The organism is Testudinibacter sp. P27/CKL/0425 (assembly GCF_052931395.1).
In genome coordinates this window covers 2,500,849-2,518,705 of record NZ_CM128801.1, presented here as the reverse complement: position 1 = coordinate 2,518,705, position 17,857 = coordinate 2,500,849, and the positions used below count along the sequence as shown (strand labels likewise).

20 protein-coding genes and 1 pseudogene are annotated in these 17,857 nt (G+C 42.8%); 13 read left to right on the top strand and 8 right to left on the bottom strand.

Annotated elements, in window-relative coordinates; translation table 11 throughout:
* Entirely contained in the window at positions 1-882 is an 882-nt protein-coding gene (gene rfbA / locus ACUHGC_RS12350) for a glucose-1-phosphate thymidylyltransferase RfbA (protein WP_446833580.1), read from the top strand.
* 109 nt (positions 883-991) lie between these two features.
* Here the strand turns inward: rfbA and ACUHGC_RS12345 are convergent, their stop codons facing one another.
* Positions 992-1,570: a thymidine kinase gene (locus ACUHGC_RS12345; RefSeq protein WP_446833579.1), complete on the bottom strand. Its 579-nt coding sequence runs from the start codon at positions 1,568-1,570 to the stop codon at positions 992-994.
* Positions 1,571-1,576: 6 nt separating this feature from the next.
* A complete protein-coding gene (locus tag ACUHGC_RS12340; protein WP_446833578.1) occupies positions 1,577-1,813 on the bottom strand; it encodes a hypothetical protein in 237 nt (78 codons plus the stop codon).
* Between the two features lie 138 nt (positions 1,814-1,951).
* Here ACUHGC_RS12340 and dapF point away from each other — a divergent pair, with 138 nt between their 5' ends.
* From dapF to ACUHGC_RS12315, 5 genes are all read left to right on the top strand, one after another.
* Positions 1,952-2,776, top strand: coding sequence for a diaminopimelate epimerase (dapF, locus tag ACUHGC_RS12335; protein ID WP_446833577.1), 825 nt, complete (start codon positions 1,952-1,954; stop codon positions 2,774-2,776).
* A 9-nt stretch (positions 2,777-2,785) separates the two neighbouring features.
* On the top strand, positions 2,786-3,478 hold the full coding sequence (locus tag ACUHGC_RS12330) for a DUF484 family protein (RefSeq protein WP_446833576.1): 693 nt from the start codon (positions 2,786-2,788) through the stop codon (positions 3,476-3,478).
* Positions 3,479-4,387, top strand: coding sequence for a tyrosine recombinase XerC (gene xerC / locus ACUHGC_RS12325; RefSeq protein WP_446833575.1), 909 nt, complete (start codon positions 3,479-3,481; stop codon positions 4,385-4,387). It abuts the gene before it with no gap.
* Positions 4,388-4,539: 152 nt separating this feature from the next.
* Positions 4,540-4,875 carry a type II toxin-antitoxin system RelE/ParE family toxin gene (locus ACUHGC_RS12320; protein ID WP_446833574.1) on the top strand — a complete coding sequence of 112 codons (336 nt, stop codon included), beginning with the start codon at positions 4,540-4,542 and terminating at the stop codon, positions 4,873-4,875.
* Positions 4,865-5,206 carry a helix-turn-helix domain-containing protein gene (locus ACUHGC_RS12315; protein ID WP_446833573.1) on the top strand — a complete coding sequence of 114 codons (342 nt, stop codon included), beginning with the start codon at positions 4,865-4,867 and terminating at the stop codon, positions 5,204-5,206. Before ACUHGC_RS12320 ends, ACUHGC_RS12315 begins: the two co-directional genes overlap by 11 nt.
* Here ACUHGC_RS12315 and ACUHGC_RS12310 read toward each other — a convergent pair.
* The 4 genes from ACUHGC_RS12310 to lsrR form a co-directional block, all read right to left on the bottom strand.
* Positions 5,155-5,682, bottom strand: a complete 528-nt coding sequence (locus ACUHGC_RS12310) for a SprT family zinc-dependent metalloprotease (RefSeq protein ID WP_446833572.1) — start codon at positions 5,680-5,682, stop codon at positions 5,155-5,157. The two genes, ACUHGC_RS12315 and ACUHGC_RS12310, sit on opposite strands and share 52 nt — an antisense overlap.
* A 7-nt stretch (positions 5,683-5,689) precedes the next feature.
* Entirely contained in the window at positions 5,690-6,523 is an 834-nt protein-coding gene (locus tag ACUHGC_RS12305; RefSeq protein ID WP_446833571.1) for a class II glutamine amidotransferase, read from the bottom strand.
* A 145-nt stretch (positions 6,524-6,668) separates the two neighbouring features.
* Positions 6,669-8,246 carry an autoinducer-2 kinase gene (lsrK, locus tag ACUHGC_RS12300; RefSeq protein WP_446833570.1) on the bottom strand — a complete coding sequence of 526 codons (1,578 nt, stop codon included), beginning with the start codon at positions 8,244-8,246 and terminating at the stop codon, positions 6,669-6,671.
* 38 nt (positions 8,247-8,284) lie between these two features.
* Positions 8,285-9,247 (bottom strand): transcriptional regulator LsrR, encoded by a 963-nt coding sequence (gene lsrR / locus ACUHGC_RS12295; RefSeq protein WP_446833569.1) that lies wholly within the window; start codon positions 9,245-9,247, stop codon positions 8,285-8,287.
* A 260-nt stretch (positions 9,248-9,507) separates the two neighbouring features.
* On the opposite strand from lsrR, the gene lsrA reads away from it, so the two are divergent.
* The 7 genes from lsrA to ACUHGC_RS12260 all read left to right on the top strand — a co-directional run bounded on the left by lsrA (position 9,508) and on the right by ACUHGC_RS12260 (position 16,065).
* Positions 9,508-11,022 (top strand): autoinducer 2 ABC transporter ATP-binding protein LsrA, encoded by a 1,515-nt coding sequence (lsrA, locus tag ACUHGC_RS12290; RefSeq protein ID WP_446833568.1) that lies wholly within the window; start codon positions 9,508-9,510, stop codon positions 11,020-11,022.
* Positions 11,023-11,031: 9 nt separating this feature from the next.
* On the top strand, positions 11,032-12,006 hold the full coding sequence (gene lsrC / locus ACUHGC_RS12285; protein WP_446833567.1) for an autoinducer 2 ABC transporter permease LsrC: 975 nt from the start codon (positions 11,032-11,034) through the stop codon (positions 12,004-12,006).
* 35 nt (positions 12,007-12,041) lie between these two features.
* Positions 12,042-13,049 carry an autoinducer 2 ABC transporter permease LsrD gene (lsrD, locus tag ACUHGC_RS12280; RefSeq protein ID WP_446833566.1) on the top strand — a complete coding sequence of 336 codons (1,008 nt, stop codon included), beginning with the start codon at positions 12,042-12,044 and terminating at the stop codon, positions 13,047-13,049.
* Positions 13,050-13,111: 62 nt separating this feature from the next.
* Entirely contained in the window at positions 13,112-14,128 is a 1,017-nt protein-coding gene (gene lsrB / locus ACUHGC_RS12275; protein ID WP_446833565.1) for an autoinducer 2 ABC transporter substrate-binding protein LsrB, read from the top strand.
* 20 nt (positions 14,129-14,148) lie between these two features.
* On the top strand, positions 14,149-15,027 hold the full coding sequence (lsrF, locus tag ACUHGC_RS12270) for a 3-hydroxy-5-phosphonooxypentane-2,4-dione thiolase (protein ID WP_446833564.1): 879 nt from the start codon (positions 14,149-14,151) through the stop codon (positions 15,025-15,027).
* A gap of 71 nt (positions 15,028-15,098) precedes the next feature.
* On the top strand, positions 15,099-15,413 hold the full coding sequence (lsrG, locus tag ACUHGC_RS12265; protein ID WP_446833563.1) for a (4S)-4-hydroxy-5-phosphonooxypentane-2,3-dione isomerase: 315 nt from the start codon (positions 15,099-15,101) through the stop codon (positions 15,411-15,413).
* Positions 15,400-16,065, top strand: coding sequence for a hypothetical protein (locus ACUHGC_RS12260; RefSeq protein ID WP_446833562.1), 666 nt, complete (start codon positions 15,400-15,402; stop codon positions 16,063-16,065). The genes lsrG and ACUHGC_RS12260 overlap by 14 nt, the downstream gene beginning before the upstream one ends.
* Before the next feature lie 95 nt (positions 16,066-16,160).
* Here ACUHGC_RS12260 and ACUHGC_RS12255 read toward each other — a convergent pair.
* Both ACUHGC_RS12255 and ACUHGC_RS12250 read right to left on the bottom strand, forming a co-directional pair.
* Positions 16,161-16,596: pseudogene (locus tag ACUHGC_RS12255) on the bottom strand (IS481 family transposase); the annotation flags it as partial.
* A 74-nt stretch (positions 16,597-16,670) separates the two neighbouring features.
* On the bottom strand, positions 16,671-17,795 hold the full coding sequence (locus tag ACUHGC_RS12250) for an ROK family protein (RefSeq protein ID WP_446833561.1): 1,125 nt from the start codon (positions 17,793-17,795) through the stop codon (positions 16,671-16,673).
* Between the last annotated feature and the right edge of the window lie 62 nt (positions 17,796-17,857).

The following is a 17,857-nucleotide window of genomic DNA, read 5'->3' as shown; positions in this document are numbered from 1 at the left end:
ATGAAAGGGATTGTACTTGCCGGTGGTTCCGGCACGCGGTTATATCCGATCACGCGCGGCGTTTCCAAACAGTTACTGCCGGTGTATAACAAGCCGATGATCTATTATCCGCTGTCAGTATTGATGCTGGCGGGCATTCGTGAGATTTTAATTATCACTACGCCGGAAGACAGTGAGGGTTTTCAGCGTTTGTTAGGTGACGGCAGCGATTTCGGGATTGAACTGAGCTATGCGGTGCAACCGAGTCCGGACGGTTTGGCACAGGCGTTTATTATCGGCGAAGAGTTTATCGGCAAGGACAGCTGTTGTCTGGTATTGGGAGACAACATCTTTTTCGGACAATCCTTCACGCCGTTGCTGCAAAAAGCGGTTAACCGAGAACAAGGCGCCACGGTTTTTGCTTATCAAGTGAAAGATCCGGAACGCTTTGGCGTGGTGGAGTTTGGCGAAAACTATAAAGCGTTGTCGATTGAAGAAAAACCGTCAATGCCGAAATCCAGTTGGGCTGTCACCGGATTGTATTTTTACGACAATCGGGTGATTGATTTTGCCAAAAAAGTTAAACCGTCAGCGCGTGGCGAGCTGGAAATTACGTCGATTAATCAGATGTATTTGGAAGCCGGCGAATTGAATGTGCAGCTGTTGGGGCGCGGCTTTGCTTGGTTGGATACCGGCACCCACGAAAGCCTGCTTGAAGCCGCTTCTTTTGTACGCACGATTGAAAATATTCAAGCGCTGCAAGTGGCGTGCCTGGAGGAAATCGCTTGGCGCAACGGCTGGATCAGTTCGCAACAATTGCTTGATTTAGCCAACAAAATGGCAAAAAACAGCTACGGGCAATATCTGTTAAGTGTGGTAAAAGAAAGAATAGATAGTCGGTAAAGATTGATTCATTAGCTTTATTCATCATTGTTGGTATAAGAGAGGAGGCCATGAAACTGAAATATTTTAAAAAGTTTTTCGCCTCCGCATTTTTATAACCACAGTGCGGTCATTTCCCCATTCGCTCTTTGTAATGGCGGCGGCAAACGGAAAGATAGCTGTCGTTGCCGCCGATTTGAATCTGTTCGCCGGCTTGCACCACTTCGCCGTTTTCATTTAAGCGCAGCACAAAATTGGCTTTGCGTCCGCAGTAGCAGATGGTTTTTAACTCTTCAAGCTGATCCGCCCATGCCAGCAAATAGCGGCTGCCTTCAAACAGTTCGCCCTGAAAGTCGGTACGCAGTCCGTAACACAGCACCGGAATGTGCAGCTTATCGACCACATCGCTTAATTGATAAACTTGTGATTTAGTCAAAAATTGTGCTTCATCAACTAAAATACAGTGCAGCGGCTGTTGCTGAATCTGCTGTTTGATTTGGTTGTACAGATCGCTGTCGGTTGTGAACACCAGCGCATCTTGGCTGATGCCGATGCGCGAGGTGACTTTCGCCGTGCCGAAACGATCGTCAATTGCCGCGGTGTAAACCAAGGTGTTCATCTGGCGTTCTTGGTAATTGTAGGACGATTGCAGCAAGGTGGTGGACTTGCCGGCGTTCATTGAGGAATAATAAAAATAAAGTTTTGCCATATTGGATTAATTTTTTAACCAATAATAGAGCCAGTAACAAAGGGTGCTGACTAGCGGTGGCAAGCAAGCCAAGACGAAAATGCCGATAGTCGTACTCGCGCCAAACCAATTCCCAAGTGCGGTCAGGTGATCCATCAATTGTGCGGTCGGTAGCGAAAACAGGAAGAATGCGATAATTACAATCGTAATCACACAGCCCAGACCGGCAATCCGCATCGCCTGAATTTTTTTAAGATTTTCCATATATTATCCTGCAAATAAATGATTGTCAGAATCCTATCACAACGTAAGGGTTTAGCAAACTATCGGCGGATGAATCATTTAGACATTCTCCCGGCTTGGTTCTATAATGCCGCTATCAATAAAATTTAAGGACTGTTTATGCAATTTTCAAAAATGCACGGCTTGGGGAACGATTTTATGGTGGTGGACGGCATCACCCAAAACGTGTTTTTTCCGGAAGGCACGATTCGCCGTCTGGCGGATCGTCACCGCGGGGTTGGATTTGATCAGCTGTTGCTGGTCGAGCCGCCTTACGATCCCGATATGGATTTCCATTATCGGATCTTTAACGCCGACGGCAGCGAAGTGGCGCAATGCGGCAATGGCGCGCGTTGTTTTGCCCGTTTTGTGCAGCTGAAAGGCATGACCAATAAAAAAGAGATTAAGGTCAGCACTGCCAAAGGCAAAATGGTGTTGAGCATTAAAGATGACGATCAAGTTCGGGTCAACATGGGCGAACCGATTTGGGAACCGGCGAAAGTACCGTTTACGGCCAATAAATTTGAGAAAAATTATATCTTGCGCACCGAGTTGGAAACGGTGCTGTGCGGGGTGGTGTCGATGGGCAATCCGCATTGTGTGTTGACGGTCGATGATGTAGCAACTGCACCGGTGCAGCGGTTGGGTGCCTTACTGGAAAGCCATGAGCGCTTTCCGGAACGCGCGAATATCGGCTTTATGCAGATTTTAAACCGTGGGCAAATTAAATTGCGAGTGTTCGAACGTGGCGCAGGGGAAACACAGGCGTGTGGCAGCGGCGCTTGTGCGGCAGTGGCAGTCGGGATTATGCAGGGGGCGTTAGACAGTCAGGTCGAAGTCGAGCTGCCGGGCGGAAAACTGCTGATTGAGTGGCAAGGCGAAGGCAAGCCGCTGTTTATGACCGGCGACGCCACCCATTTATTTGACGGTTACATTCGTTTATAGGACAAGATGATGAGTGAAGCATTGACAGCCGCAGCGGTGGCGGAGTATTTGCAACAGCACCCTGATTTTTTTCAGCAATACCCGCAGTTGTTAGATGAATTGCAGGTGGTGCATCCGCAGAAAGGGATTTTATCGTTGGTGGAAGCGAAATTGCAACGCCAGCGCGATCAGCTGCAACAACAGCAACGGGATCTGGATAAAATTCATCAATTGGCGGAGCACAACGAACGAATGTTTTTCAGTTTATTGCCGCTACAGCAACAATTCGCTCAAGCAAAACGCTTTAACGATGGGTTGGAAATGTTGCAGCAATGGACCACCGCACTTGGGCTACAAAAAGGCACGGTGTTGTTGTTTCGTGACAGTTGGGTCGAAAGCGGTGAAATCGCCGAACAAAACTGGTTGGATCGTACCGCCTTTGAAATTATCCGCTTAGAACGTTTCGGCTTACAGCGCCACTATCTCGGCACTTTGAGCCATCGTGAAAAAACGCTGATGTTTTTGCCACAAGATTTCCCGCTGGGTTCGGTGGCATTTTGTCTGTTAGGCAAGCGTAAATCACGCCACCCTTACACCGCCGTACTGGTGTTTGCCGCCAAAGACGAGCGCCATTTTCACCGCAATCAGGAAACCACCTTTTTGCGCCAGTTGGCAGAGATGGTGGAGCAGCATCTGGATCATTGGCTGATTGAGAAAATGTAAATGAGTGACGCGCTGCAAACCGCACTTTCACACCCGCTGCAAGGTTACTGGAATTACCTGCGGATTGAACGTCAGCTCAGTCCGCACACCCTGAGCAATTACCAACACCAACTCGCCGAAATTATTGAGATTTTACACGCACAAGGTATTGAAAACTGGCAACAGGTCGATGCCGGCGTGGTGCGTTATGTGCTGGCGAAAAGCCGACAGCAAGGCTTAAACGCCAAAAGTTTGGCGTTGCGCCTTTCCAGTTTGCGTGGCTTTTTAACATATTTATTATCGCAAGGTGTGATCGAGGTGAATCCGGCAACCGCCGTTTCTGCCCCGAAACAGGCGAAACGGCTGCCGAAAAATATTGAGGCGGAACAGGTCGGACAGCTGTTGGATAATAGCAGTAAAGAGCCGATTGATTTGCGTGATTTGGCGATGATGGAGCTGATGTACAGTGCCGGTTTGCGTTTAAACGAGCTGCAACAACTGAATCTGCAAGATTTGCAAAGCCGCACGCGCGAACTGCGGGTGATCGGCAAGGGCAACAAAGAGCGGATCTTACCCTACGGACGCTTCGCTGCCCAAGCGATTCAAAAATGGCTGGCGGTGCGGATTCTATTTAATCCGGAAGATGATGCCTTATTTGTCAGCCAACGCGGCAAACGCATCAGCCACCGTGCGATTCAAAAACGCATGGAGGTGTGGGGGCAGCGACAAGGACTACCGACGCATCTTAATCCGCACAAATTGCGCCATTCGTTTGCCACACATATGTTGGAATCCAGCTCGGATTTAAGAGCGGTGCAAGAGCTGCTAGGGCACTCTAATTTATCAACCACTCAAATCTACACGCATTTGGATTTCAAACATTTAGCCGATGTTTATGATTCGGCGCATCCGAGAGCGAAGCGGAAGTGAGAAAATCTTAATTTTGCGATCAGGATCGTAAAATATTTGCTATTCACTACGTTTTTAAACTGCTTTTCATATAGTCATCTCATATTTGCAAAAATCAAAGTAATCAAACTTGATTACTTTTGCTGTTGTTTGTATGATAAAAAGGCTAAATGATGTTTAAGATATTATTGACGAAGCAAGCAGAAAAAGAGCTGCTTTCTTTGCCGATTGCGCTACAGGCGGCAACTTTGCAGGCGATTGAAAAATTGGCAAAAGAAGGGCATTTGTTGCGAGAACCGGATGTTAAAACCTTGGCAAAGGGATTAAAAGAGCTGCGAGTGAACAGTAAAGAGGGGATTTCGCGCAGTTTTTTCTTTTTCATGCGAGGAAAGCGCGCATATATCGTGCATATTCTGCAAAAGAAAGCCCAAAAAACGCCGCAAAGGATATTGGCGCTAGCCTATAGCCGAATGCAAAAATTACAAAAGGAGCTGGAAAATGATGAATGATCCTGAATTGGAATTGATCTCGTTGGCGGAGGTAAAAGCCAAATTAATGCAGAATGCTGATTTTAAAGTGGAATATGATGAGTTGGAAGAACGGCGCAGGTTAATTGATGCGCTGAAAGCGGCGCGTCTGCAATTGAATTTAACTCAGCTTGATGTAGCACAAAAATCAGGCATTAATGTTAAAAATATCAGCCGCTTGGAGAGGGGCGTCGGTGCGCCAACCTTGAAAACATTATCACGCTATGCGCACGCATTAGGTGGCTGGTTAACGTTTGAATTTCAGCTTTCATCGTCGATTGCGGACAGTTCCGTTTTACACAACCGACAATGATACCGCACTTTGTTTTTGACGATGTTCTGATGGCGGCGCAAGCTGAGTTGATGAGTTTGGCAATCGCAGCGGTAAGCTACGGTTTTGCCTTGTACGCGTTGAATATCAAATTGATGGCAGGTGTCGGGCGGCAGTCGGAAAAGCTGTTGCATTACAAAACGCCACTCTTTGCCGTGCGGTTGCACCCGCCCGTGTTGTTGATAGACGATTAAATGCGCCAGTTCATGCGGCACGACTTGCTGGAGAAAATCATCGCGGTTTTCTAACAGCAAAGTGCGGTTCATGCGGATTTCATTTTGTTGCAGATAGGCAACACCGGCTTTCATGCCACGCAAGTTAAAATTCACGCTCGGCATAGGGAAAGTGCGGTTAAAATGTCGCTCGGCAAGATCCAAACAGGCACGCAAACTGCGTGCGATCTGAATGTTGAGATGGCGCAGCTGTTGTTGCTGTGCGGCAGAAAGTGCGGTTGACATGTTGAGCTTAAATCGCCTGACGTGCCATTTCCAGCCCTTCGGCTTCTGTTGGATAATGCGGATTGTCCGGCGTGTGGCGCAACAGAATTTCACCGTCTTGAAACAACGCCAGCTCGTTAACCGCCAGTTGCTGCCAGCTTTCGTTATCGGTCAGCGGCAGTGTGGCAATCACCGCCACCCTATCGTTCGGGGTGGTAACCGAGGCAAAATCAATCTGCACATCATCATCGACCAATTTAGCCTCGCCGAACGGTGCTTTGCGCACGATATAATGCAATAGTGATCCGGTGTGGGTGATCAGCCATTCGCCGTTCGATAGCAGAAAATTCAGCAAACCATATTGGCGCAGTTCTTGTGCAATTCGATCCACTTCGGCAAAAATTTGCTCAATGCTTGGGGCTTGCTCGAATTTTTGGCGCAAGGTTTCCAGCAGATAACAAAAAGCGGTTTCCGAATCGGTGTTGCCGACCGGACGGTAGTATTGCCCCGTTGCCGGATTGAAGTTTTTTAAATTGCCGTTGTGCGCAAACAGCCAATATTGCCCCCACATTTCGCGCATAAACGGGTGGGTGTTTGCCAGCAAAATTCTCCCCTGAGTTGCCTTGCGGATATGTGCGATCACATTTTTCGATTGAATCGGATAATTACGCACCAAATCCGCCACTGGGGAAGTGGCACTGGCTTTGTCATCGTGGAATAGCCGCACGCCCTGATCTTCAAAAAAACCGATCCCGAAGCCGTCGGCGTGCGAATCGGTCAAACCGCCACGGCAGCGAAACCCTTCAAACGAAAACACAATATCGGTCGGGGTGTTGCAGTTCATTCCGAGTAGTTGGCACATTAAACATTCCTGTCGATTCAGTCAAATTGATTGCCTTATACTACAAATTTCTGAGAAAAAGTAAAATAATCAGATGATATAAATTAGATTTTTACGAATGGAAGCAGAATGTATTATTGGGTTCAATACATTCTGCTTGTTCTTTTTACAATCCGGGGGCTTTCCAAAGTGATGTTGTGAGATTGGAATCAACCAGCTGTAGCTGTTGATGGTAAATTTCAATCCATTTTTGTTTATGTATTTGGTATAACCTATGATTATCAGCATTCGGTTTATGTTGGCGTTCGAATGTAACCAGTTTTTTCCCGGCTTCTGCTAGTGAAGGATAGACACCAGCGCCAACACCCGCTGCAATAGCACAACCAAGTGCGGTCGCTTCTTTGACAACCGGAATATTGACGGTTAGTCCTGTAACATCAGCTAATATTTGGCTCCAAAGATGACCTTTAGCCCCCCCTCCGGCAAAAACAACAGAATTAAGTTTTACGCCAGAAAATTTCTCAACTTGATCTAAGTTACAGGAGGAAACTATTGCTGCATTTTCTTCTAACGCCCGGAATAATGCCGCTTTATTACATTTATCCGAATCAAGAGAAAGATTGATAAATGATGGTGAGGCATGGTACCAAGACTTAAAGTGCATGGCATCGGAGAAAATAGGCACAATATCATTTGATCCGACGGGTACTCGAGCTGCCATTTGTTCCAGTAACGTATAAGCATCTATGCCTAGTTGGCTTGCAAGATGTTTTTCAGCTTCACAAAAGGCATCTCTGAACCAACGCATCGTTAATCCGGTGAAAAAACTGATCGATTCGGCTTGTACAAGTGGCGGGATCACATGAGGGTTAACTCTGATATTCATCTCAGGATCAGTTGAAGCTTTTGGCAGATTTACTATTTGTTGCCAAAATGTTCCGCCAATAATTGCCGCTTGAGCTGCATCGGTAATACCTAATCCTAAACATCCTAATTGGACATCACCACCACCAACGACGACTAACGTTTTGGTTGATAGACCGGTTAGCATGGCTATTTCACTTGTAATATTGCCCAGTATGGTTCCGGTTTCTTTCACCATGGGTAATATTGTCGAATCAAGGCCAATTGTTTCTAACAATTCTGCTTGCCAATTTCGGCTACCTAAGTTGAGTATTCCGGTTGTTCCCGCATTTGAAGGTTCTACAGCAAGCTCCCCGCTTAACATAAAAGCTAACCAGTCGCTAATCATACTAAGAGAACGGACTTTTTTATAAAGTTCAGGCTGATGATTCGCAAGCCATAATAGACGGGGAATTGCACTTAATGCTAATGTTTGTCCTGAAATATCATAGATTTGCTTTTCAAAAGTACCGTTATTTAATGTTTTTAAATATTTAACCTCTTCAATTGCTCTTGCATCAACATTTCCACAAGCCCAAATGGGATGATTTTTCTCATCATAAAGCACAATGCCTTCGCGCATAGAGCAGGTGGAGAGTGAAATAATTTGTTCAGCATCAATTTGTGCATTTTGAATTGATTGCTTGATACATTGCACGGCCAGTTGCCAATTTGTAGGTAAATCAAAATTCATTGAACCGGGAATTTGAGGATCGCTGAAATGAGTCCATTCTTTTTGAGCTGTGCTGATTTGGTTCCCATTCAAATCAAAAATAACCGCTCTTATACTGCCGGTTCCCGCATCGAGCGCCATAAGATAACGTGCTGATTGACTATCCATTTAATTTCTCCTCAATGAAATTAATGTTGTATTCGCCCCTATACTGTTTTGGCGAGAATCATTTTTGCTGTCATTTCTTCGGTAACTAATGAATTAATATATTTTCCTTTTAATGCACTTAGAATGGCATCGACTTTATTTTCCCCACCGGCGATACCGACTATTGTTGGAATTTTTACTAATTTATCCAATGGGACGCTAATCAGTTCATCGTGTAATGGCGTATCAGGCTGGATTGCCCCGTTTTTCTGCATGAAATAGCCTAAAATATCGCCGATTGCGCCTTTGCTGCGTAATTCTTGCTGACTGTCTTCATTTATATATCCAGAGCGTAATAGTGTTGCTTGCCCTTTTTGTTGTGTGGAGCCAATACCAACAATGGCAACATCGGCGGCTTCGGCGGCTAGCATGATATCTCTGACGCAGGCTTCACGTTTAAATAGATTGGCGGCTTCAATGGACGATGCTCTTAATGGCGCAGGAATAATGCTAATGCTACAAGTGCCATCTAATTCGCCGATACCTTTCATGTAAGGCCCAACTCCGCCGGAAAGCGTGATCAGTTTTAACTGGTTGTTGGTAATAAACTCATTGCTGTATTTGATTGTTTGCATAATCGTTTCGCCAAAGCCAATCGCAAGCAATTGATTTGGACGCATTAGTGACATCAGCATCTGTGATGCAGCAATACCTAAACGAGTATTGACTTCATGCTGCTCAAGTGCCGGCAATACTCGAATATGTTTTAACTTGAAGTGTTGCTGTAATGCTTCTTCGAGTTCTAAACAGCCTTTAAAGCGGGAGTTGATTTGGACTTTAATTAAACCGATTTGCCGTCCCTTCTCCAGTAAGCGAGAAACTTTTAACCGAGGAATATCCAAGCGTTTTCCAATTTCGCTTTGGGTCAAATTATCGTGATAATAAAACCATGCAATCCTTGCCAGCATTTCTTCTTCGCTCATGCTGTGTGGGAATGAGGCGTTTTCTTTAATATGGTTCATGGTGCAGCATCCTTAATAGCAATTGAACTTATTATTCATGTGATTTATCAATTTATCAATTGTTCATTTAAATTTTTTATATAAGCGTGACAAAGATCACGATAGGACTACTTTTTCGCTATTTTGGTGAATTTTCCATCGATTTTGTTTTCATTTCGTGATCTTTGTCACTGTTATTCGAAAAATTACCTGATAGGGTATTGAACAAATGAAAATTAAAAATACATTTATTCATCTTGAATGGGTGTGGAGGAATGAGCGTGAATCATATTTCTGATCGAAAATGCTTGCTTGCAATTCGTCATGTCAGCAAATCTTTTTCAGGTGTTGAAGTTCTAAAAGATATTCATTTTGAACTCTATTCTGGGCAGGTACACGCTTTGTTAGGCGGGAATGGTGCAGGAAAATCGACATTAATGAAAATTATTGCCGGAATTCAACCGCAGGATTCAGGTGAGATCGAAATTAACGGTGAGATGCACGGTTCGCTGTCACCAAACAAAGCACATCAACTGGGTATCTATCTTGTACCACAAGAGCCACTGTTATTTCCTAATTTAAGCGTTAAAGAAAATATTCTATTTGGATTGGAGCAAAACCATAGTAACGATAAAAAATTGAAAGGGTTACTTGAGGAGATGGATTCTCATTTAAAACTGGATACACAGGCGGGTTTATTAGAGGTTGCGGATCAACAATTAGTTGAAATTATGCGCGGATTAATGCGTGATGCTTCTATTCTCATTCTTGATGAACCAACCGCATCATTAACTCCCGTAGAAACAGACAGTTTATTTATCAAAATAAGATCCTTATTAGCCAAAGGCGTTGGGATTGTTTTTATTTCTCATAAATTACCTGAAGTTTGGCAGATTTCTGATTTTATCAGTGTCATGAGAGATGGCTGTATTGCCTTGAGCGGGAATACTAATGAATTAAATCGTGATGATGTGATTTCAGCGATCAAACCAAAATCGAAGTCTGGAGAGTTGACCGAATCACAAAAATTATGGTTAGAACTTCCTGGCCATAATCGTATAAAAACAAAAGAGCATCCTATATTAAAAATAAAGGACTTAACAGGAGAAGGATTTAAAGAAATTAGTTTTGAAATTTATCCTGGAGAGATTTTAGGATTAGCAGGAGTTGTTGGTGCTGGTAGAACAGAATTAGCAGAAACATTGTATGGCTTAAGAAAAGAAAAGTGCGGTCAAATACTATTTGATAATGTAGATATTAACCGATTTGGTACCAAAGAACGGTTAGAAAGAGGCATAGTTTATTTACCGGAAGATAGACAAGCCTCAGGGCTTTATTTAGATGCACCGCTCTCTTGGAATACTTGTGGGCTTACTTATACAAATATGGGATTTTGGATTGATAACTCAAAAGAAGAAGCCATTCTTGAGCGTTATCATCGTGCAATTGGCATTAAATTTAATCATGCTCAGCAGCCAGTTAGAACATTATCTGGTGGCAATCAACAGAAAATTCTTATTGCGAAATGCTTGGAGGCAGATCCCGCATTACTGATTGTTGATGAGCCAACCAGAGGGGTTGATATCGGGGCAAGAGCTGATATTTATCAATTAATTAAAAGTATTGCTAAACAAAATGTTGCGATTCTTTTTATTTCATCTGACTTAGAAGAAATTGAACAAATGTCTGATCTAGTTTTTGTTATGCATGATGGAAGAATAGGTTCACCTCTAACAGGTAATGACATTAATTCAGAGAATATTATGCGCATGGCATTTAGTGGCGATGCTAGATAAGGATAAAGTATGTGGAAATTTATACAAAATAATCGTGAGCTGACAATTGTATTTGCAATTTTGTTCCTTTTTATCCTATTAATGGTTTGGGGAAGTGGTTTTAACTTTCAAACGATTACTATGATCTTTAATTCGGCTCAAATTGTGATGTTACTGTCGATTGGTGCGACCTTTGTTATCTTAACTCGAAATATAGATGTATCTGTCGGTTCGATTATGGGACTATCCGCAGTCATTATGGGAAGTTTATTAAACTTAGGTTATTCATTGCTTCCGGCATTTTTAGGTACGGTTTTATGCGGTTTATTAGCGGGTTTATTTAATGGTCTCTTAGTCACCATTTTGCGCATCCCAGCTATCGTTGCAACATTGGGTACATTGGGATTGTACAAAGGCATCATGTTGTTAATTACCGGAGGGAAATGGATTGAAGGACTGCCACAAGAATTAAAATCACTTTCTGAACCGATATTTCTCAATATTTCACTAATTGGTTGGATCTTAATAGCATTGATTATCGTAGCGTATTTTTTATTAACTAAAGTGTGTTTAGGTCGAAATTTTTATGCTATCGGTGATAATTTGCAAGGTGCGTTACAGTTAGGCGTTAGAATCAATACGGTTAGAATTTCAGCATTTGGTATCAATGGCGTGATGGCTGCATTAGCTGGAATTGTATTTGCTTCTCAAATCGGTTTTGTACCCAATTCAACAGGAAATGGATTAGAAATGAAAGCAATTGCAGCTTGTGTTCTCGGTGGTATTAGTTTGCTTGGTGGTTCAGGTAATATTATCGGGGCAATCTTAGGTGCTTATTTTTTAATTGAAATTGATACAATTTTAGTGTTATTAAAAGTCCCTGCTTATTGGAATAACTTTGTCGCAGGAATTGTTTTGCTTGCAGTATTGGTGTTTGATGGAAGAATTCGAATTATGATCGAAAAAAGTATCAAACAACAGAGATATGCTCGCTTCTTAAAATAATGATGTCCAATATAAAACAATCTTAGGTGAATAATATGTTGAAATTAAAACGTTATGGCTGGGAGATAACACTGTTTATATTGCTTGTCGTAGAAATATTAGGATTTGGATTAATCAATCCAAGAATGTTAGATCTTAATGTTTTGCTATATAGCACCAGCGATTTTATTTATATTGGTATGCTGGCATTACCACTAACGATGATTATTGTTAGTGGCGGAATTGATATTTCATTTGGTTCAACAGTAGGACTTTGTGCCATTTTTCTTGGTGTACTATTTAAAGCCGATGTTTCATTGTTCATTGCTATTCCTTTAACTTTCTTTTTGGGTGTGCTATGTGGATTAATTAATGCTGGATTAATTATTTATACCAAAGTGAACCCATTGGTCATCACCTTAGGCACAATGTATTTATATGGTGGCGGGGCATTATTACTATCAGGATTCGCAGGCGCAACAGGCTATGAAGGAATTGGTGGTTTTCCTGATAGTTTATTGCATTTTGCTAACCAAACCCTATTAGGGATTCCGACACCAATTATTTATTTCGCTTTTATGACGCTTGGTTTTTGGCTGTTAATGCATAGAACCACAGTGGGAAGAAGTACATTTCTTATTGGACAAAGTGAAAGAACAGCTCGTTATAGTGCAACTCCAATCAATAAAACACTGTTTATTATTTATGCGGCAATCGGATTAGTCGCGGCATTTGTTGCGGTATTGTTAGTATCTTATTTTGGTTCAGCGCGTTCTGATTTAGGGAGTTCTTTATTAATGCCAGTTTTAACTGCCGTTGTATTGGGTGGTGCTAATATTTACGGTGGTTCAGGTTCTATTCTAGGCACAGCAATCGCTGCATTATTAATTGGTTATTTACAGCAGGGATTACAGATGATTGGCATTCCGAATGAAATATCCAGTGCATTATCCGGTGCTTTATTAATTATTGTGTTAATTGGAAAATCAATCAGTTTACATTATGCCTCAATTCGTTATTGGATTAGCCGTAAAACAGGAAAGCAGGTTGTTGGAAGCCATTAAATAATGGTGAATGAACGTACTGATACTAGTATGTTTTATCAAACTCAATAAGGAGAAATTTTATGAAACACTTAGTTATTAAATCAACCGCACTTGCCGTTGCTCTAGGATTTTCAGCTCTCTCAGTACAGGCAGCAGATAGAATCGCCTTCATTCCAAAGCTCGTCGGAGTGGGTTATTTCACAAGTGGGGGGCAAGGTGCGGTTGAAATGGGAAAAACACTTGGCGTTGATGTGACTTATGATGGTCCAACAGAACCCAGTGTTTCGAATCAGGTTCAGTTAATTAATAACTTTGTTAACCAAGGTTATAACGCAATTGTAGTGGCGGCGGTTTCTCCTGATGGATTGTGTTCCACATTGCAGCGAGCCATGAAACGCGGCGTTAAGGTGTTAACTTGGGATTCGGATACCAATCCAGAATGCCGTAGTTATTATATTAACCAGGGTACGCCAACACAGCTAGGTTCAATGTTAGTCGAAATGGCTTCGAGCCAAATTACAAAGCCAAAAGCGAAAGTCGCATTTTTCTATTCTAGCCCGACAGTAACCGATCAAAACCAATGGGTTAAAGTAGCAAAAGATAAAATTGCGGCAGAACATCCTGAGTGGGAAATTGTAACAACACAATTCGGGTATAACGATGCAATTAAATCGTTACAGACTGCGGAAGGGATTTTGAAAGCTTATCCTGATCTTGATGCAATCATTGCGCCAGATGCAAATGCACTACCTGCAGCCGCTCAAGCAGCAGAAAATTTAAAACGTGAAGGTGTGGTGATTGTTGGTTTTAGTACGCCAAACGTGATGCGCCCTTATGTGAAACGTGGAACTGTCAACCAGTTTGGCTTATGGGATGTTGTGCAACAAGGAAAAATTTCTGTAGCGGTCGCAAATGATGTACTTAAAGGGAAATCGTTAAAAGTAGGCGATAAATTAAATGTTGAAGGAGTTGGCGAGGTAGAGGTTTCACCAAATAGCGTACAAGGTTATGAATACGAAGCGGCAGGCAATGGCATTGTGGTATTGCCAGAACGCGTCGTGTTCACTAAAGAAAATATTGATAACTATAATTTCTAAATGTCAGAGAGGAGAAAATAATGGCTGATTTAGATGATATCCGAGACGGAAAAGATTTCGGATTAGATAAACCACAAACGAACAAAGCGTTTTATATGAAAGGGTTGGGGGCTTTAGATTGGGGGATGCAATCCCGTTTAGCCAATATTTTTAATCCTAAAACAGGCAAAACGATCATGTTGGCGTTTGATCATGGTTATTTTCAAGGGCCAACAACCGGTTTAGAACGTATTGATCTGCACATTGCGCCACTTTTTGAATATACCGATGTATTAATGTGTACACGCGGAATTTTAAGAAGTGTAGTGCCGCCAGATACTGGAAAGCCAGTCGTATTACGTGCTTCAGGCGCAAATTCAATTTTGACTGAATTATCCAATGAGGCGGTTGCTGTTTGTGTGGAAGATGCGGTTCGTTTGAATGTTTCGGCAATGGCAGCTCAGGTTTATATTGGCTCAGAGCATGAACATCAATCGATCAAAAATATCATTCAGCTAGTCGATCAAGGAACTCGCTATGGTATTCCGACGATGGCGGTAACGGGTGTTGGTAAGGATATGGTCAGAGATCAACGCTATTTTTCATTAGCTACTCGAATTGCTGCAGAAATGGGGGCTCATGTCATTAAAACCTACTATGTTGATAAGGGGTTTGAACGGGTTACTGCCGGCTGCCCAGTGCCAATCGTTATTGCTGGTGGGAAAAAATTACCTGAGTTAGATGCATTAGAGATGTGCTATCAAGCGATTGATCAAGGTGCCGCAGGGGTTGATATGGGGCGTAATATTTTCCAATCAGATGCACCAATTGCGATGCTTAAAGCGGTTCATGCTGTGGTACATGGGGGAGAAAGTGCAGAAAAAGCCTATCAACTCTATTTAGATGAGAAAAATCGCTAATAGTCTGAGATGTTGGCTAGCTCCTAGGCTTGCCAACATATTTTAAAAAAGAATATGTTTAGGAGTTTATTATGTTTGCGATGTTGGTAGAGATTAATGTTAAAGAGGGAAAAGAGGATGAGTTCCTAAAAGTCTTTGCTGCTAATCACTATGGTACGCGCAAAGAACCCGGAAACTTACGGTTTGACGTATTACAAGATCCTGAGGTTTCAACCCGCTTTTATGCTTATGAAGTGTATGACAGCGAATCGGCTTTAGAGCAACACCGGAAAACAGAGCATTATCATCAGTGTGTAAAAGAACTTGAACCGTTGATGACTGGAGCCAGAAGCAAAAAGATTTTTAACTGGATTTTGCCTCAGGACTGCCGTAATGAAAAAATCTAAGTTAGCATTAATTCAGGAACTAAAATCACAAAAAATAAGCGTCGGCATCCTTGCGTCCAATTGGTTAGCATTAGAGGAAACACTGCCTGTATTAAGTCATAATCAAATTAATCTGTTACATTTTGATATTGCGGATGGACAGTTTTCGCCAATGTTTACGGTTGGTACGGGCGCGATTAAACAGTTTCCAACTCACTTTCATAAAGATGTTCACTTAATGGTAAAGAACCAAGCTAAACAAGCAGCAGAGAGTGTTAAGAGTGGTGCAACAATAGTAACATTGCAGTTGGAAAGTGATGGCAATATAGATGAAATTTTAACCTGGTTGAATAAGCAAAGTGCGGTTCATGATGATAACCAGCCTATTTTGAGTGGTCTGAGTGTGTGTCCTGAAACGGATTTATCACAATTGCAGCCTTTTCTTGATCAGATAGATATCATACAACTTTTAACATTGGATCCAAGAACAGGGATAAAAGCTGACGAATTTTCTGTTGTTACTCGAATTAAGTCGATAATTAATATCCTTGGAGAACGAAGAAAAGACAAAATTATCACTGTAGATGGCTCAATGACACTGGAATTAGCCGTCAAAGTGAAGCAGCTTGGGGATCGACTGGGTTGTTTCAGGCAGTGCTTTATTTACCGATAAAGATTTGGATAATCGCTTAAAACAGTGGAACAATGATCTGTAGAAGATCAACCCCAATCTGACAGTCGTCCATTTAGAACAGAGTGTCTGTCAGATTAATTTGAGCTTAAATTCTTTTCAGCCCAAATGCGTTTTCCATCCGGCAATGTCTCCATCGGGGGCGCCCGCAGCACATTTTACCTTGATGGGTTCGATGGTAATTGTAATAACTCAGCCACGCATCTAAATCAGCCTGTAACTCAGCTAAATCCGTATAAATACGTTTTTTACCACAATACTCACTGCCTCTGCCGGTTAAAATACGCAACATTGGCAATTGGTGATGCTCAAAAAACGGAAGTACTTTATCATTGAGCATATCCGCTGCTGTGATGGCTGTTTTCATCGTATAGAGCTTAACAAAAGCAACTTTACTGTAAGTATCAACTAAACCTTGCCCACTCCCTTAAAATGCCCGACATAAAACCTATCTTGCGAGCCGAGATAGCTGGGGTGTGCCGTTTCAATATGCTCAATCGCACACGGTGAGTGTGCGGAGATCGGCATCAGCATGAATTGATAATTGAAGGTGTAAACAACAGAAAATAGCCAAGTGCGGTTAGCTCTCAATTCAATAGATGATAAATCGGTAAACAGGCAGCTGCGAGAGAAATACTCACTATATTGTTTTCCGAACAATACAGAATCGGTTTAGGTTTATTCGGTGGTTCTTGACAGAACAGTGATTGTTTAATGTTGTGAATAATCTGTTCGGTCAGGCTCGGCGGCAGTAAACCGGTGAGCACAATTACTTCCGGATCCAGCCAATACAGCACCGATTGAATCACCAAGCGTAACTGTTCGCTCACCCGAGCCAGCCATTGCACAATCACGGGGTGGTTTTCCGCAATTAAGCGATCTAGCTGATCGAGTGGCAAATCGGCGACGATCAAGGTTTTTTTCAGATCTTTCCATGTCGGGCGACAATCGCCGCTAGGGAAAAATGCGCCAATCTCACCGGCATTGCCAAAACCGCCTTTGGTCAGCTTGCCTTGATTGATCACCCCGGCGCCTAAACCGTAATCAATGCTGATCACTGTCATGTCTTTAATTTTATTCCAATTGCCGGAATAAAACTCACCAATCGCACTGACATTGGTATTGTTCTCCACCCATGTTGGCAAGCCGAGCTGTTGCTCAAAAATATCCGACAGGTTTGGTTTATGCTGTAACATCGGCAGCCAAGGAGACGAGCGAGAGCCGTCTGCCTGTAAGTAGCCCGGCACAGCATAGCCGATGCCGAGAATGCTGGCGGTGGTTAAAAATTTCTTTTCCAGCAGCGTAGCAACCGCACTTTTAATCTGTTGCACAATGTGGGTAAACTGCTCGGCAGGGCCGGAAAGCTGTTCGGTATGGTGGTATTTTTCACTGTAGGTAGCGAGCTTTTTACCGCTTAAATCGACAATCGACACATCAAAACGGTCTTCAGAAAACGACACCCCGACAGCGCAGCAACCGGTAGGATTCAGTTCTAAATGGTATGACGGCAATCCCCGTTTGCCGACAATTTTATCGCCTTCTTTAATCAATCCCAAAAACAACAGCTCACGGCAATATTGGGTAATTGCACCGGGTGTTAAGCCTGATAGCTGGCTCAACTCAGCCCGAGAAGGGGAGTATTGACGGATTAAATTCAATAATAATTTTTGGCTGGGGCGTAACTCAAAGCTGAAATAGTCCGATTTAGGCATGATGATCCAAATTTAGGGTTAAAAAAGGGGATAACGCATTATCCCCTATTCCGAGTTGTGAT